This window comes from Nocardia sp. bgisy134, assembly GCF_057708325.1.
In genome coordinates this window covers 190308-205622 of record NZ_JBYIRW010000009.1, presented here as the reverse complement: position 1 = coordinate 205622, position 15315 = coordinate 190308, and the positions used below count along the sequence as shown (strand labels likewise).

The 15315-nt window shown below is 70.9% G+C and carries 14 protein-coding genes; 9 read left to right on the top strand and 5 right to left on the bottom strand.

Features of this window, described 5'->3' with window-relative positions:
* The first annotated feature begins 63 nt into the window (after positions 1–63).
* On the top strand, positions 64–507 hold the full coding sequence (locus AC3ERS_RS18025; RefSeq protein WP_431968910.1) for a hypothetical protein: 444 nt from the start codon (positions 64–66) through the stop codon (positions 505–507).
* 136 nt (positions 508–643) lie between these two features.
* Here AC3ERS_RS18025 and AC3ERS_RS18020 read toward each other — a convergent pair whose 3' ends face one another.
* From AC3ERS_RS18020 to AC3ERS_RS18005, 4 genes are all read right to left on the bottom strand, one after another.
* On the bottom strand, positions 644–1870 hold the full coding sequence (locus AC3ERS_RS18020; RefSeq protein WP_431968908.1) for a cytochrome P450 family protein: 1227 nt from the start codon (positions 1868–1870) through the stop codon (positions 644–646).
* A gap of 11 nt (positions 1871–1881) precedes the next feature.
* Positions 1882–3156, bottom strand: a complete 1275-nt coding sequence (locus tag AC3ERS_RS18015) for a cytochrome P450 (RefSeq protein ID WP_431968906.1) — start codon at positions 3154–3156, stop codon at positions 1882–1884.
* 349 nt (positions 3157–3505) lie between these two features.
* Positions 3506–4321, bottom strand: a complete 816-nt coding sequence (locus AC3ERS_RS18010) for a hypothetical protein (RefSeq protein ID WP_431968904.1) — start codon at positions 4319–4321, stop codon at positions 3506–3508.
* Positions 4322–4450: 129 nt separating this feature from the next.
* Positions 4451–5275, bottom strand: a complete 825-nt coding sequence (locus AC3ERS_RS18005; protein WP_431968902.1) for a DUF3097 domain-containing protein — start codon at positions 5273–5275, stop codon at positions 4451–4453.
* Positions 5276–5420: 145 nt separating this feature from the next.
* On the opposite strand from AC3ERS_RS18005, the gene AC3ERS_RS18000 reads away from it, so the two are divergent.
* From AC3ERS_RS18000 to AC3ERS_RS17970, 7 genes are all read left to right on the top strand, one after another.
* Positions 5421–5852, top strand: coding sequence for an NfeD family protein (locus AC3ERS_RS18000; RefSeq protein WP_431968900.1), 432 nt, complete (start codon positions 5421–5423; stop codon positions 5850–5852).
* Entirely contained in the window at positions 5852–7105 is a 1254-nt protein-coding gene (locus AC3ERS_RS17995) for an SPFH domain-containing protein (RefSeq protein WP_431968898.1), read from the top strand. Before AC3ERS_RS18000 ends, AC3ERS_RS17995 begins: the two co-directional genes overlap by 1 nt.
* Before the next feature lie 183 nt (positions 7106–7288).
* Positions 7289–8584 carry an ABC transporter substrate-binding protein gene (locus AC3ERS_RS17990; RefSeq protein WP_431968896.1) on the top strand — a complete coding sequence of 432 codons (1296 nt, stop codon included), beginning with the start codon at positions 7289–7291 and terminating at the stop codon, positions 8582–8584.
* An 8-nt stretch (positions 8585–8592) separates the two neighbouring features.
* Positions 8593–10395 carry an ABC transporter permease family protein gene (locus AC3ERS_RS17985; protein WP_431968894.1) on the top strand — a complete coding sequence of 601 codons (1803 nt, stop codon included), beginning with the start codon at positions 8593–8595 and terminating at the stop codon, positions 10393–10395.
* Positions 10392–12044 carry a hypothetical protein gene (locus AC3ERS_RS17980; RefSeq protein WP_431968892.1) on the top strand — a complete coding sequence of 551 codons (1653 nt, stop codon included), beginning with the start codon at positions 10392–10394 and terminating at the stop codon, positions 12042–12044. Before AC3ERS_RS17985 ends, AC3ERS_RS17980 begins: the two co-directional genes overlap by 4 nt.
* On the top strand, positions 12044–12220 hold the full coding sequence (locus tag AC3ERS_RS17975; protein WP_431968890.1) for a hypothetical protein: 177 nt from the start codon (positions 12044–12046) through the stop codon (positions 12218–12220). Before AC3ERS_RS17980 ends, AC3ERS_RS17975 begins: the two co-directional genes overlap by 1 nt.
* Positions 12221–12337: 117 nt before the next feature.
* Complete coding sequence (locus AC3ERS_RS17970) at positions 12338–13213, top strand: VOC family protein (protein WP_431968888.1); 876 nt, start codon at positions 12338–12340, stop codon at positions 13211–13213.
* Here the strand turns inward: AC3ERS_RS17970 and AC3ERS_RS17965 are convergent.
* Complete coding sequence (locus AC3ERS_RS17965) at positions 13200–14159, bottom strand: Lrp/AsnC family transcriptional regulator (RefSeq protein ID WP_431968886.1); 960 nt, start codon at positions 14157–14159, stop codon at positions 13200–13202. The genes AC3ERS_RS17970 and AC3ERS_RS17965 overlap by 14 nt on opposite strands.
* 217 nt (positions 14160–14376) lie before the next feature.
* On the opposite strand from AC3ERS_RS17965, the gene AC3ERS_RS17960 reads away from it, so the two are divergent.
* On the top strand, positions 14377–15198 hold the full coding sequence (locus tag AC3ERS_RS17960; RefSeq protein ID WP_431968884.1) for a CorA family divalent cation transporter: 822 nt from the start codon (positions 14377–14379) through the stop codon (positions 15196–15198).
* The last annotated feature ends 117 nt before the right edge of the window (positions 15199–15315 follow it).

The following is a 15315-nucleotide window of genomic DNA, read 5'->3' as shown; positions in this document are numbered from 1 at the left end:
TAGCATCGGGGCCGGCCTTCGGGAGGAGGGCCGACCGTAACTCGTGCCGGGGAGGCCCTTTCGATGTATCTCGAGCTGCTATCCAGTGCCGATCTGCTGGCGGACGGCGCCGTCTGGACGACGGCGCTGGATTCCTATGAAGCCCGGCGCGGCGGAGGCGGTGGGAGCAGCGGCGGAGGCGGCGCCGATGTCGAAGTCTCCGAATACGTCATGTGGATCATCCTCGCGATCGTGGTGATCGTCGTGCTCGTCCTGGTGATTCGGTACTTCAACAAGAAGAGCTCCGAAACCCCTCCGCCGCACCAGCTGCCGCCGCACCAGCAGTATCCGCAACAGCAGCAGTATCCGCAGCAGCAGTACGGCCAGCAGCCTTACGGCCAGGCCCCGTACGCGCAGCAGCAGTACCAGCACGTGCCCTACCCGCAGCAGCCGCAGTATCCGCCGCCCTATCCGCAGCAGCCCTACCCGCAGCAGTATCCGCAGCAGCAGTACCCGCCGCACTACTGACCGCAGCACCGCGCGCGATTGCGGTGAACGTGCCGGTCCGGCAACCCATTTCGACGCCTACCGCGTGTGGCGGACGGGCCGGGCCGCGAAGGCCGGGCGCTCGGGTGGACGGACCCCACCCGAGCGCGATCGAAACCTACTGCACCGCATCCAGATACACCGGCAGCGTGCGGTGCCCGTTGGAGACGAAGCTGCCGACCGGCAGCAACTCCGACGGGTCGACGGCCAGCCGCATGGCCGGGAACCGCCGGAAGATCGCGGGCAGTGCGATCTCGGCCTCCAGCCGGGCCAGGGGAGCGCCGAGGCAGTGGTGGGCGCCGTAGCCGAAGGCGACGTGCTCTTTGTTCGCGCGGTGCACGTCGAACTCGTTCGTGGTCGCGCCGTGCACCTTCGGGTCGCGGCTCGCGGCGGCGTAGGACGCCAGGATCGCCTCGCCCTTCGGGATGCGGATGTCGCCGATCTCGATGTCCTCCACCGCGTAGCGCAGCGGCAGGTGCGCGACGGGCGACTCGTGGCGCAGCGACTCCTCGACCACGTCCGACCACGGCACCCGGCCCTCGACCACGTCGGCGCGCTGGCCCTGATGCGTGAGCAGCGCGAAGATGGCCTGGTCGAGCAGGTTGACCGTGGTCTCGTGCCCGGCGTTGATCACCAGCATCAGGGTGTCGACGAGCTCCTTCTCGGCCAGTTGGGAGCCGTCCTCGTCGCGGGTGGCGATCAGCACGCTGGTGACGTCGTCGCCGGGGTTGTCGCGCCGGTAGGCGACGAGCTCGCTGACGAGCCCGTACATCTCCAGGTAGTTGGCCACTCCTTCTTCTGGACCGAGCGAGGTGTCGAAGAACCCGTCCACGCACTTGCGCAGCCCCGGGCCGAGGAATTCGGGCACCCCGAGCAGCTCGGTGATGACCTGGATCGGCACCGGGTAGGCGAAACCCTCACGCAGATCGGCCGATTCGCCGGGCGTCGTGGCGGCGAGGGCGTCGAGCAGCTGCGTGGTGATCTCCTCGATGCGCGGTCGCAGCGCCGCGGTGCGCCGATGGGTGAACGCGGGGGCGACTAGCTTGCGCAGGCGGCGGTGGTCGGCTCCGTAGGCGGTGAACATGTTGTCCACGGCCACCCAGGGATGCAGCGGCCACGCCTCGGTGATCTCGCCGTTGATGAACGCCGACCAGTGCTGGCGCGCGTCCTTGGACACTCGGGGATCGGCCAGCAGGCTCTTGAGCACGGCGGCGTCGGTCACCGACCAGGCGGGCACGCCGCCGGGCAGTTCCACGAGCGCGGCAGGCCCGCGCTCGCGAATCCGCGCGGACTCGCCCTGGATATCGGCGCCGGTCAGGTCGAGGACGATCGGTTCATACTCCATCGGTGGGCTCCTTACCCGAGATGCAACGGAGGGGACGGGGAAAAGACGACCGGTAGCGCCGCCATGGCGCGGTGGAACGGCCCTGGCCGCCAGGACAATTCGGCGGCGGGCACCGCCAGCTCCAGCTCGGGTAGCGCGTCGAGCAGCTGATCGATGGCGTCCTGCACCACCAGGTAGGCCACCGAGCGGGCCGGGCACGCGTGCGGTCCGCCGCCCCACGCCAGATGCGAGCGGTTCCCGGTGCGGTCGCCGCCGCGGACGGCCGGGTCGTTGTTGCATCCGGCGAGGCTGATGAGGACCGGTTGGTGCGCGGGCAGCCAGGTGTTGTCGATCAGGATCGGCTGGCGCGGGTAGGTGATGGAGAAGTTCGCCATCGGCGGGTCGTTGAACAGCACCTCGTCCAGCGCGTCGCGGGTCGAGAGGCTGCCGCCGAGGACGTGCCCGCCGAACCGGTCGTCGGTGAGCATCAGCAGCAGGGTGTTGGTGATCAGGTTCTGCTGCGGCTCGATCCCCGCACCGTAGAAGCTGATCAGCTGACAGAGCATCTCCTCGTCGTCCAGCTTCGCCGGGTGGTGCGCCAGCCGTGAGGTGACGTCGTCGCCGGGCTCGGCACGCCGCAGCGCGATCAGTTCCAGCAGCGCGGCGCTGAGCATCTCCATGCCGCGGGCGGCCTCGACGGTGTCGAAGAGCATCGCCATACCGGTCGCCACGCGCTGGCCGAGCTCGGCCGAGCAGCCGACCATCTGGTTGAGGACCTCGAAGACGAGCGGGAAGGCGTACTGGGTGACCAGGTCGACCGAGCCTGCCTCGCAGAAGGAGTTGATCAGCGGGATGGCGATCTTCTCGACGGTCGCGTGTAGCGCGTGCAGGTCGATCCCGTCGATACTGGCGACGTAGGCCTGCCGATAGCGCGCGTGCACCGCCCCGGCGTTGCGCAGCGCGTTCGGGTACCACTCCATCATCGGTTTGACGGGGCAGTCGGCCGGAATGTCCTTCTGCCAAGTCCGCGGGTCGGCGGGGAAATGGTCGGGGTCGTTGAGGATGCGCAGCGCCGTGCTGTACCCGATGATCAGCGTCGCGGGCACATCGGGCGCCAGCTCGATGGGGATCACCGAACCGTACTGGCGACGCATGCCGTCGTAGGCGCCATGCGGGTCGGCGGCGAATTCCGGTCCGTGCAGCGGGATCCTGGGGCCGTCGGGCCCGATCGGGGATCCGTGCTGGACGGGGCAGACTCCGGGTGCGGTAGCGTGCGGCGCGGTGACCGCGGGCTGTGACGAGGTCAAAAGACGGTACTCCAGACGAGGGACATGTGCTCCGCGCCGAGGACCGGAACTCTGGTGGGGTGCACCGTCGTTCGCCAGGTTCACCGCGCAGTCCTTGCCGGACAGGCGATCCGGGCCTGCGATCGCCGTCGATCCGAGCACATCCCGACCCAAGCGTCCAGAACTCGACAACTCGCCCACGTTAGCAGCAATGCGAGGAGTTCTCTTTCGATGCGGTAACAAACTTTCTGCACCGTCTGCGCGGATCGCCGAAACGCCTGTTCGCGCGACAAAGCGGAGAGAGCGCCGAAAGTGGCTGTCAGGGTGATTGATTCGCGTACCGCGGCGCCGGGCTCGCGGCGGCGGCCTGCTAGCGCTCGCCGCGAGCCGCGGCGTGCACCGCGACGAGCCGGGCCGCGCGGATCGCGTCCCACAGCGGGCGCAGCAGCGTCTCCTGCGCGCCGATGGCGCTGGCAGAGGTCGGAGCGGAGGCCGGTTCGTGTTGCGCCACCGTGAGAATCGCGGCGACGTGATCGGCGGTGTCGAGGATGCGCTTGGCGCGCAGCGGAATCGAGCCGGGGTATTCGTGCCTGGCGTAGTCGGCCAGCTCGGCCTCGATGAGTTCGCGCGGATCGGATTCGACGGAACCGACCGCGGTGGTGTGCAGTTGCATCAGCGCGTCGGCGGCGTCGCGGACGGCTTCTCGCATGGTGTACTCGGCCTCGCCGAGCGACATGTCGGGGCCGGGCGGGGGCGGGATGGGAGTGCTGTAGAGCGTCCACTGGAGGGTGGTGTCGTCCGTCCACTGGGGGATCAGCCCGATGCCCTCGGCGCCGGGCACACCGACGAGCGTGCCCTCCTCGGCGTCCATCGCGTCGGCGGTGAACACGGTGCCCGGCGGCAGTCCGCGCACGTCGCCGGGAACGGGAAGCACCAGGCGCAGCTGTGCGCCGGGCTGGGCCATCGCCTCGCGAATCACCTTGAGCAGCGCCATGAGACCGGACCCGGGTAGCGCGCTGCGCGAGGACCACGGCAGGTCGGTGCGACCGCCGGTCATCGGGTCGCCCGCGGCGATGGTGTGCCGCGGCGCCCACGCGTGCAGCGCCTCCAAGACGTCGTCGGGCGCGCTGCATCCGGCCAGCCATGAGCCGGCCCAGACCGTCAGCGTGGCACTAGGAGAGCACATAATCATCGAGCATAAACGCTTGGCGCTACCGGCGGGCATCGGCGCACCAACCCTCGTGAGCTGCACGCACTCCCGAATCGGGCGGCCAGGGACGGCGTCGCGTCCGCTCGCGCTCGTCGCGTCTGCCTGCTACTCCGGCTCGGTGACGAAGTCGATCAGACGTTCGACCGCGCCGATCAGGGGAGCCTCCAGATCGCGGAAGGACTCGACGGCGTCGTAGACCCGCCGCCACCCGTCCTGCGGGGTGCCCCAGCCGAGGCGACGGCACACGCCCGTCTTCCAATCCTCCCCGCGCGGCACCTGCGGCCAGGCCTCGATGCGCAGCGCCGCGGGCCGGACGGCCTGCCAGACATCGATGTAAGGATGCCCGGTCACCAGCACGTGCGGGCCGAGGCCGGTGGTGAGCTGGGTTTCCTTGGAGCCGGTGACCAGGTGGTCGACCAGCACGCCGACCCGGCGGCCTGGTCCGGGCCCGAACTCCGTCAGCCGCTCGGCCAGGTTGTCCAGACCCTCCAGGTGCTCCACCACCACGCCCTCGACCCGCAGGTCGTGGCCCCACACCCGCTCCACCAGCGCGGCGTCGTGCACGCCCTCCACCCAGATCCTGCTGGCCTTGGCGACCTGGGCGCGCAGCCCGGTCACGCGGGTGGAACCCGAGGCCGACCTGGTCGGCTGCCGCGGCGCGGCCGCGGTGGGACGTACCAGGGTGACCGGCCGTCCGTCGATGAGGAACGCGGCCTCTCGCATCGCGAACAGCCGCACCGCGCCGCGCGCGTCCTCCAGTTTCACGAACTCGCCGTCGTAGCTGCGGTCGAATCCGACCACGGCGCCGCAGAATCCGCTGGCCGCGTCCTCCACCACCAGGTCGCGTTCGGCGGTCACCCGCGGCGCCGGATTCTTCTTGGACCTGTCGTGTCCGGCGAAGATGTCGCCGTGCCTGTCGCGCGTACCCACCCGCCCGAAACTACCCGGTGGCGCGCGGATTTCGCGGGCGCGACGCAGTGTGTTCCGCCGTGGAAGGGCGTGGTGTGCGGCGGCGGGCGGCGCTGGGCTGGGTTTTTCGACGGACATCGGCCGACAGCGCCGTTAGAGTGGGTGCGTGGCCGCAATAGCTTGGCTGGTCGCGGGGATTCTGCTCGCGGCGGCAGAGATGCTCACCGGGGACCTCACGCTGCTGATGATCGGCGTCGCGGCCCTCGGCACGGCCGGGGTGAGCGCCGCGGCGGACACCTCGCTGGTGGTCGACGCGGTGGTCTTCGCGGTGATCACCGCGGTGCTGCTGCTCGGGGTGCGGCCGATGCTGCGCCGCCGGTTCGGCACGCCGCCGCCGATTCCGACGAATGTCGATGCGCTGCCGGGGAAGTCGGCCTTGGTGCTGGAGGAAGTCGCCGCTCATTCGGGCCGGGTGAAGCTCGGCGGCGAGGTGTGGACCGCGCGGCCGATGAACCCGGACGAGGTGTACGAGCCGGGCGTGACCGTGTACGTCATGAAGATCGACGGCGCGACGGCCGTCGTCTGGAAGGGGCCGTAATGGCTGTACTGATCGTCGCCGCCGTGCTCGTCCTGCTGGTCGTGGTGGTGGTGTTCAAATCCATCGCCCTGGTGCCGCAGGCCGAGGCGGCGGTCATCGAACGGCTCGGCCGGTACTCGCGGACGGTGTCCGGTCAGCTGACCTTCCTGGTGCCGTTCGCCGACCGGATCCGCGCCAAAGTGGACCTGCGCGAGCGCGTGGTGTCCTTCCCGCCGCAGCCGGTGATCACCCAGGACAACCTGACGCTGCAGATCGACTCGGTGGTCTACTTCCAGGTCACCAGCCCGCAGTCCGCGGTCTACGAGATCAGCAACTACATCGCCGCCGTCGAACAGCTCACCGTCACCACGCTGCGCAACGTGGTCGGCGGCATGACGCTGGAGGAGACGCTGACCTCCCGCGACCAGATCAACAACCAGCTGCGCGGAGTGCTCGACGAGGCCACCGGCCGCTGGGGCCTGCGCGTGGCGCGGGTGGAGCTCAAGGCCATCGATCCGCCGCCGTCGATCCAGGAGTCGATGGAAAAGCAGATGAAGGCCGACCGCGAGAAGCGCGCCATGATCCTCACCGCGGAAGGCACGCGGGAGTCGCAGATCAAGACGGCCGAGGGCGCCAAGCAGGCGCAGATCCTCTCCGCCGAGGGCGCCAAGCAGTCCGCCATCCTGGGCGCCGAGGGCGAACGGCAGAGCCGCATCCTGCGCGCCCAGGGTGAGCGCGCCGCCGCCTACCTGCAAGCGCAGGGTCAGGCGAAGGCCATCGAAAAGGTCTTCGCCGCAATCAAATCCGGCAAGCCGACGCCGGAACTGCTCGCTTACCAGTACATGCAGACACTGCCGATGGTGGCGCGCGGCGACGCGAACAAGGTGTGGCTGGTGCCGAGCGATTTCGGGAAGGCGCTCGAGGGCTTCGCCAAGAGCTTCGGTACCCAGGGCGAGGACGGCGTGTTCCGCTACGAGCCGCCCGCCGAGGAGGTGGCCGCGGTGAAGGTGGAAGACGATTCCGACGTCGCCGACTGGTTCGACACCGCACCGGATCCCACCATCGAACGCGCCGTGCGGGCCGCGGAGGCCAGTGCGCGCCAGCCCGTCGAGGGGTTGACGCCCACCCCGCTGCCCCGTCCGCAGGAACCCTCCCCGCACCAGCAGGTGATCCCACCCGGCGGCGAGTCGTTGCCCGCTCAGCAGCCCCCGGCGCACCGCCCGGACGACCCGCACGGGCGCCCATGGCAGCCGCCGGAGAACTACCGGCAGTAGCCCTTTCGCACCGGCCCGCCGCTCCGATCGTCGAGCGGCGGGCCGGTTTTCTCGGCGTGCGGTCGTGACTCGAGAGTTGCCCAAGTAATCAGGGGCACAGTGCTTTTCGCCGTGTTCCGCCGAAAAACCCCGGCCCGGCGGATAATCGGCAGTGCTCGCGTGCAAACCGACATCCGGGGGAACATGCTGACCCGTAGGGCGCTGGTGCAGATGGCGTTGGTCGCGCCGCTGGCGGGCTGCGGCGCGGGCGTGCTCGGCACGCCGGGCACGGTGCGGATCGCGGTGTCGTGGAGCGGTTCCGAGCTGGTCGCGTTCCGCACGGTGCTCGACGCGCTGCGGTTGTCGCACTCGGTCGACGTGATCCCGCTCGGCGACGAGATCGAGACGGCGTTGACGGGCGGCCGGTCGGCGCCGGAATTGGTCATGCTGCCGCAGGCGGGCTGGGTTCGCGACTTGGCCGAGCTCGGCGTGCTGCGCGATGTGCCCGAATCGCTGTGGCTCGACGAGGCCCAGCAGCCGAACTATTCGGACGTGTGGGCGGACCTGCTCTACTACGACGAACGCCCGTACGGTGTGCCGTTCAAAGCGGCCGACAAGTCGATGGTCTGGTTCGACCGTCAGTCGGCGGCCGAATCCGGGGTCGGCACCCCGGCGCTGTGGACACTGGACTACTGGCTCGACCGCATCGAATTCCTCGCGGGCAAGGATCAGCGGCTGCTCGCGCTGGCCGCGGCGGACGGATGGGCGCTGACCGATCTGTTCGAGAACCTGCTCTACGCGCAGAACCCGGACACCTATGCGGCGCTCGCCCGGCGCGTCGGGGCGGTGACCTGGGAGAAGGACGCGGTGCGCGCCGCGCTCGCGCTGCTCGGATCGTGGGCGGCGAACAGCGAGGCGTTCGCCGGCGGGGTCGGCACCGCGCTGACCATGCAGTTCTCCGATGCCGTCCGGGAGGTGTTCGAGCGCAAGCGCGCGGTGATGGTGGTCGCGCCCGATTTCGCCGAACCGGTCGTGCGCAAGGCCGTCGCGGATTCCGGCCGCAATCCCGCCGATATCGTCGGCGTGACGGCCTTTCCCGGCGTCGGCCCCGGCGGGCCGCGCCCGCGCATCGTCGGCGGCGACGTCCTCGTGCTCACCCGGTCGGCGGACGATCGCGCGGGACGAGTGCTCGCCGCCCTCGCCGCCCCCTCGGCGCCGCTGCCGTGGATCAACGGGTTTCACGGCTTTCTCGCGCCGAACACGCACACCGACGCGGCCTATTCGCCGTTCCTGCGTCCGTCGGCCCAGCGGCTGCGCGAGTCGGCGGCTTCCGATCCGCACGACCAGACGGTGTTCGACCTGTCCGATCGGATCGGACCGCTCGGCGGCCGAAACGGGTTGTGGCGGATACTCACCGAGTTCCTGATCGCCGTCGACGGCGATCCCTTTCGCGTCGGTCCCGCGATCGACGCCGCCGTCCACGCCCTCGATCGGCGGTGAGCGCGACGATGACGACGCCGCCAGGATTCTCCAGCAACGGACTGCATCTCGAGCTCGCCACCCGGCGCATGCGCGGGGCGCTGATCGGCGGTCGCCATCCCTGGCGCGGATGGGAGTGGGCCAGGGTGGCGCCCGCGTGGTCGCTCGCGGCGCTCCTGCTGCTAGCTTCCGGCTGGACGCTGCTCACCGCGGGAACGTGGGTGTGGGTGCCGCTGCTGGTTTTCGCCGTCGGCGTCGGGACCGTGATCGTGACGCGATTGTTCGCGCACGGCGCGTCGCGGGTCGTCGCGCAAGTCGCCGCCGTCGCTCTCTTGGTGGCGGGGCCGCTGCTGTTCGTCGTGAACGCGGACGCGGACGCGCTGGGCGTCTACCGCCGGACGCTGCTCTTCGTGCTGGCCGGACTCGGCGTCATGACGGCCGCGCTGTGCACCGCGTGGTGGAGTCGCGACGTGCGGTGGTTGTGGCTGCCGCTGGTCGTGCCGTTCGGCGTCGCCGCTTTCGTCTCGGGCCTCGCGTTCCGGGTGATGTTCGAGGCGGCGGTGCCCGAGGGCAATGTCGCGACGTTCCAGTCCGGTTACCGGTGGATGCCGGTGCTCGCGTATTGCTGGACCTGGTTCGGGTTCCTCACCGGGATGTTCTCGGCGGGTCTGCGGGCGATCGAGACCGACCCGGTGCGCTGGGGGTACCTCAACGCGCCGACCGGGCGTTTCCGGTTCGCGGTCATGGCGTGGCGCGCTCGGCAGCTGGTGCAGCCGGTGGTGTTGATCGCCGGGATCGCGGCGGTCGTCGCGGCGGCCAGGGTGTTCGATGTCATCCTCATCGGCATTCCCTCGGCCTACCAGTACGACAGCGACAGCGCGACCGTGCGCTGGTGGCGATTGCTCACCACGGAGGGCCCCGCGGGGGTGGCGACCTATTCGGTTCCCTTGGCCGTCCTGGTCGGCGTCTGCGCGTTCGCGCTGTGGCAGGCGGGTGGCGCGCGCGAACTGCGGTTGCCGCCGCACCCGAGCGCGCACGAAGCGTACGGTGCGCGGCGGGCCGGAGGGCTCGCCACCGGATTCGCGGTGCTGATGGCCGTCGTCTCCGTGGCACCGCTGCTGATGCTGGCGTGGGTTTCGATGCGGCGGCCGGACGGTCTCGGCTGGCCCGCGATCGGGCGCGTCTGGCAGGCCGGGCTGCCCTCGACGCTGGGGCTGACCGCGCTGGTGGCGACGGTCGCGACCGTGCTCGCGGTGTCGGCCGCGCTGCCGGTCGCACGGTGGCTGGCCACAACGCCGTCGGACACGTGGGCTGTTCGCCTCGTCGTCACCGCCCTGGTCGTGCTCGCCGTGCTGCCCGCCCAGATGTATCTCGGGCCGATCGACCAGGTGAGCGAGTCCTTCGGGCTGTCCGGCACCCAGTACCCGCTGATGCTGGTGCACGGCGCCGCGGGACTGCCGGTCAGCGTGCTGATCCTGCGCGGTGCGATGCGAGCGGCCGAGGAGAATCCGAGTTCGGCCGCGCTGCACGGGCTGGCCAGACCCGGCGCCGTGGCGCGACGGCTGTGGGACGGCGCCGGTCGCGCCGTGGTCACGGCGGCGGTGCTGGAGTTCATCCTGGTGTGGAACGACTTCTTCGTCAGCCTGATGATCAGCGGTGCGGGAGTCAGCCCGTGGTCGCTGCTGCTGTGGGGCGAGGCCCGCCAGTACGAGGAGAACCTGCCGCAATTGGCGGCCGGGTCGCTGGTGTTCGCGATCGTGCCCGTCCTGTTGCTGCTGGCGACCTGGCGCCGATTCCTCGTGCCGGGACTGACCGGGGGAGCGCTGCGATGAACGCGCCGCCGCCGTCTCCCGGGGTCGCCGCGCCCCCGCCCGCGCTGCTGCGCTTTCGGTTCGGCGGTGGCGCGCTGGCGGGCGCAGTACTCCTCGGGCTGGTCATCAATATCGTGTCCAGCCTCTTCCTCGAACGCGGTGTCGGCGTGGTGCTGTCGGTGGGACTGTTGGCGGTCGCGCTGCTCGCCGTGGTGTTCCTCGTCGGTCGCTGGCTGCATGCCGAACGGCGCAGGCTTCGCGAAAGCCCGCACACCGCACGGGAACTGGAGCTGCTCAGCGAGTTCGACGACGCGCAGACGCCGATCGGGGCAGGCCCGACCACCTCCGCGCCGCCGCTGACGACGCTGTACGCCGCCACCCACGAGGAGGCTGCGGTGCTCGGTGAGCTGCCGGTGCGCGAATACAGCGCGGCCGCGCTGCTCGCCGTGCTCACGGCCGTACTCGACGCGCCCGCCCGCGATCCGTCCGACGGTGCGCCCGCGTCGACCACCGCGCCGCTGCTGCTCGCCGAGCTTTCGGATGGGGGATTCGTCCGGGGTGCCGGAGGAGTGCAGCAGTACTGGGTCGTCGCGGCGCCCGGTGCGCCGACCCCGGCCGAGGCACGGTCCGGGCTGCGCTGGAAAGCCGCGGTGACGGCGCTGGTGGGACATCACGCGGAGCGCGCCGAGCGGTGGGCGATCGGTCTCGGCACGCCGCGTTTCGCCGCCGCGGGGCGTGGGTGGTTCGAGGCCGAGGAACCGTTCCTGCGGCGATTGGTGATCGAGTGCGCGTCCTTCGGGGCCGAGCTGCCGAGGACCGCGATACCGGGCCTGATCCGGATCGCCGACTCCCTGGACGTCTGGCACGCGCGCACCGGCGGACACGACGCCGAGCTGGCTCTGAAACTGTGCCACTTGCCCGAGCTGGACGCGCTCGGCGCGCACGCCGCGCAGGTGCGGCTGCGCGCGCAGCCGGACGCCGAACCGCCGCGCCGCGGCGGCGACGCAGGTCGCTACGCCGATCTGACCGCACGCTACGAACACGCGAAAGCGCTCGAAACGCTGGGCGCCGACCCGTCGGCGAGCACCGCCGCGGAGCTGGAGCAGGCGCGCCTGCGGTTGGATCGGGTCTGGTGGTCGCTGCCGCGCGAGGACATCCCGGGCGAGGTCTGCGCCTTGGTCAACCTCGGTGTGGTGCTGCTGCGTCAGGGTCTGCTCGACGACGCGCAGGACCGCCTGGAATTGGCCGAGGCGCTGACCAGGCAGGGCCGCGATCCGGACGGTCGCGCTCACATGCACGAGATCCTCGGCCACGTCTGGTGGGCTCGCGGCGAAGGGACGCGCGCGCTGCGCTGCTGGCGGCTGTCGCTGACCGCTTACCAGGCGTTGCGCGACGATCACGGCATCGCCCGCTGCCTCCAGCATCTCGCCGCGGCGGTGATCGCCGACCCACGCTGCGCCGACGAGGCGCTCGGGCCGGATCCGGCGCGGCCACCCGCGCTCGCGGTCGAGGAGGCGACCGGCTGGCTGGCCGAGGCCCAGGCGCTGTACCCCGCCGCGATGACGGCGAATCACTATCGGGCCGAGGCGATCACACGGCACGGGGTCACCCCGCGCTCCAGCGCGAACCGGTGGCCCTTGCCGCTCGACGAGAACGTGACCAGTGGGTGATGCGTCCTGATCGGTCGCTCGAGCAGTCGCAGGTGGTCGCGCCGACCGAGCGCGAAGTGCTGCGCTTGGCGCTGGATCTGGTCACCGGCAGGCTGGAGATCACCGAGGCGAAGTTGCTCGACGGCGCCACCGTGCACACCGAGGAACTGCGCGCGGCGCTCGACCCGGATCGCTGACTCCGGACGAGGATCCGGCGCGTCGGAATCCGCCCGGCCGCGATGCGCCCGTGCCGGAATCCGGCGCGGCCCGGCCGGGGACGGGTGCTCGGCGGCAGCGGCCCGCAGGCTGAGGCCATGGTCAACCACATCACCGCCGTGCACCACACCGGCATCCTCACCCGCGATCTCGACGGACTCGAAAGCGTCTACCGCGCCATGGGTTTCACCCTCAGCCCGCGCTCGCGGCACCTACTGAGCGCACGGCCCGGCGAGCCGCCGCAGCCGGGCTGCACCGCGAATCTGTGCGCCCTGTTCGGCGGGTCCTATATCGAACTGCTCGGCATCGTCGACGAGTCCGCGCCCGACCCGTGGCACACCAAGGCAATGGCCGATCGGTACGAGGGATTCCGCATTCTCAACCTCGACACCGAGGACGCGGCGCGCACGCACGACCGGCTGGCGGCGCTGGGGATGCGGACCTCCGGCGTGCTCGACCTCGAGCGCGACGTCGAGACCGCCGACGGACCGCGCACGGTCCGGGCGCGCGCCGTGCACCTGGATCCGCGCACCACGCCGGAGGGCTACATCGGTCTCGCGCAACACCTCACGCGCGACTTCGTGCACCAGCCGCGCTATCTGACGCATCCGAACGGCGCGCGCGGCATTGCCGCGGTGCTGATCGTGGCGGCCGCCGAGGAATACGACGGCATCGCGCGGCGATACGCCGACCTGCTCGGAGCCGAATGGGTGGCGGACGGACCGCTGTCCGTTCTCGAACAGAAGGACGTGCGCCTGGAACTGCTGCGCGCCGCCGATGTCGCCGCCGTGCTGCCCGGCGAACCCGATCCGGCCCCTTCGTATCTCGCCGCCATGACGATCCGCGTGGCCGACGTCTCCGCGGCGCGCGGGGTGGTCGAGCACGGCGGCATTCCCACGCGTGAGGTGCGAGGCGGATTCTTCGTCTCCGGCCGCGACGCCTACGGAGCGGGTCTGTTCTTCACCGCGGGATGAGCGCGGGCGCCGCGCGTTTGGCGTACCTGGTGACCGCCGCGGTGTCGAGACGCGTCACGCCGGGCAGCGCGCCCACCCGGTCGACGACGTAGTCGAACACCGCGTCGGCGTCGCGGCAGACCGCAACGGCGATGATGTTGTGCGGTCCGGTGATCGCGCCCGCGAACGCGATCTCGGGGTCCTCGATCAGCGCCGCGCCGACGGCGGTGAGATGCCGGGGCGCCACCGTCAGCCACAGCACGCACTGGAAGCCGTAACCGAACAGCGCGGCGTCCACCTCGACGTCGAAGCCGAGCACGCGGGCCCGCCGCAGCTCGTCCAGCCTGCGGCGTACCGCGGACTCCGACCAGCCGAGCGCACCGGCCAGACTCGGATAGGCGACTCGCCCGTCGGCGGCCAACCGGGGCAGCATGCGCCTATCCAGGTCGCCGAGGGCGACCGGCGCGCTCTGGGCCGGCTGTGCGGGGCGCAGCGCGGCCACCTGGTCGGCGTCGAGCGCGGAGGTGCGGCCGCGCCAGCGCTGACGTGTGAGATGGCGAACGAGTCGCTGCGCGTCGACGCCGAGGATGTCGGAATGCCTCGCCAGCGCGGACAATGGTGCGGATTCGGCGGCCGCCGTACGGAAGACGCAGACGATCTCGGCGCCGCTGGACAGCACCGTCACCCACGCGGTGTCCGGCCGGGCGGACAGCGCCAGCGCCAGATCATCCGCCCGGTGCGGCCGGACCCGGAGGCGAACCACCCATTCCGCGCCGCCCGTGCGTCCGCTGTCGGTCACGCCGGTGACCCGCACCGCGCCCGTCGCGGCCAGCCGCGCGAACCGCCGCGCCACGGTGCGGTCCGAGACGGACAGCACCTGCGCGATCCTGCTGAACGGCGCCCGCCCGTCGACCTGCAGGGCGTGCAGCAACCCGAGGTCGACCACGTCGAGCGTCGCAGATTCCACCAGTCAAGGATACGGCGGGCGTGGAACTCGCTGCGGCCACGGCGAATACGTGAACGCGAGCGTGGGGAACCGCACATCCGCCTCGATTGACGCGGCCGGAGACGCCGGTTACTAATGGACGGTGGCGCGTATCGCGCCACACAGCAGCCTGACGAGCGAAGCGGGGTGAGCGGCGGATGCCGGATACAACCATCGGAACGCCGACTCGGAGTCCGAGATGACCAGCGCGCTCAGCACGCCCACCGATCGTTTCGACACCGAAGTGCTCGGGCTGCATTGGATTCCGCTGACCGCATCCGACGAGGACACCGCCGCGGTGTTGCGCGAACGCCTCGGCATCGATTTCTCCCGCACCCACGACCGCATCTGGGAAACCGGCGATTTCGTCTACCTCCCGGTCACCGCGACCTATCTGCGCGGCGACGCCGCGCGGCGCGAGACGATCGTGTTCGCGCTCGGCGGCGATTTCGTGGTCACCGTGTATTCGGCGGAACCGTTCGACCCATTCGACCGCGCCGTCGCCGAGATGGGGCGCAGGCCCGCCCTCGCCGGTTCCCCGCACGGCGTGCTCTACGCCCTGCTGCGCTCGCTGAACGAGGCCGCCGAGGGGGTGCTCGGGCACGCGCGGGAGGAATCGGACGCGTTGGCTCGCGACATGGACGCCGCCGTCGACGGGAGCGACCGGACCGGCGAGATCGCCGATCTGCGTGCCGCCCTGGCCCGGATGGACGCCGTGGAAGGCGCCGTCACCCGGGTGCGGGACACCCAGCGCGACCTGGTCCGCGCCGGACGCCGCCTGCTCGCCGAGCACGGCGGCCGCACCGCGGATCTGGACGGCGCGATCGGCGACCTGCTCGCCGACATCGCCGACGTGCACGGGCGAGCGGACGCCGAACACGATCGCATCCGCTACTTGCAGCACGCGCTGCTGCTGCGCGTCGAGATACAGCACGCCAGAATCGTCAAGATCCTGGCCTTGTCGGCCGCGTTGGTCTCCCTCGGCATCCTCGCCCTGTGTTACCTGGTGGTCCTCGGCTGATCCGGCAGCCGTACCGCTACCGAAACCTGCGCTGAAAATCCCAGTCTCCCAGCCGAACTCGTCCTCGCGATCCGGCCGTTCCGCGCCGCGCCGCCGGGTAGTATTCGACAGACCCGC

Excerpts from the sequence above, each read along its gene's own strand:
- AC3ERS_RS18025 (WP_431968910.1), top strand. The coding sequence starts at position 64 with ATGTATCTCGAGCTGCTATCCAGTGCCGATCTGCTGGCGGACGGCGCC.
- AC3ERS_RS18020 (WP_431968908.1), bottom strand. The coding sequence starts at position 1,870 with ATGGAGTATGAACCGATCGTCCTCGACCTGACCGGCGCCGATATCCAG.
- AC3ERS_RS18010 (WP_431968904.1), bottom strand. The coding sequence starts at position 4,321 with ATGTGCTCTCCTAGTGCCACGCTGACGGTCTGGGCCGGCTCATGGCTG.
- AC3ERS_RS17995 (WP_431968898.1), top strand. The coding sequence starts at position 5,852 with ATGGCTGTACTGATCGTCGCCGCCGTGCTCGTCCTGCTGGTCGTGGTG.
- AC3ERS_RS17990 (WP_431968896.1), top strand. The coding sequence starts at position 7,289 with ATGCTGACCCGTAGGGCGCTGGTGCAGATGGCGTTGGTCGCGCCGCTG.
- AC3ERS_RS17985 (WP_431968894.1), top strand. The coding sequence starts at position 8,593 with ATGACGACGCCGCCAGGATTCTCCAGCAACGGACTGCATCTCGAGCTC.
- AC3ERS_RS17980 (WP_431968892.1), top strand. The coding sequence starts at position 10,392 with ATGAACGCGCCGCCGCCGTCTCCCGGGGTCGCCGCGCCCCCGCCCGCG.
- AC3ERS_RS17975 (WP_431968890.1), top strand. The coding sequence starts at position 12,044 with ATGCGTCCTGATCGGTCGCTCGAGCAGTCGCAGGTGGTCGCGCCGACC.
- AC3ERS_RS17970 (WP_431968888.1), top strand. The coding sequence starts at position 12,338 with ATGGTCAACCACATCACCGCCGTGCACCACACCGGCATCCTCACCCGC.
- AC3ERS_RS17960 (WP_431968884.1), top strand. The coding sequence starts at position 14,377 with ATGACCAGCGCGCTCAGCACGCCCACCGATCGTTTCGACACCGAAGTG.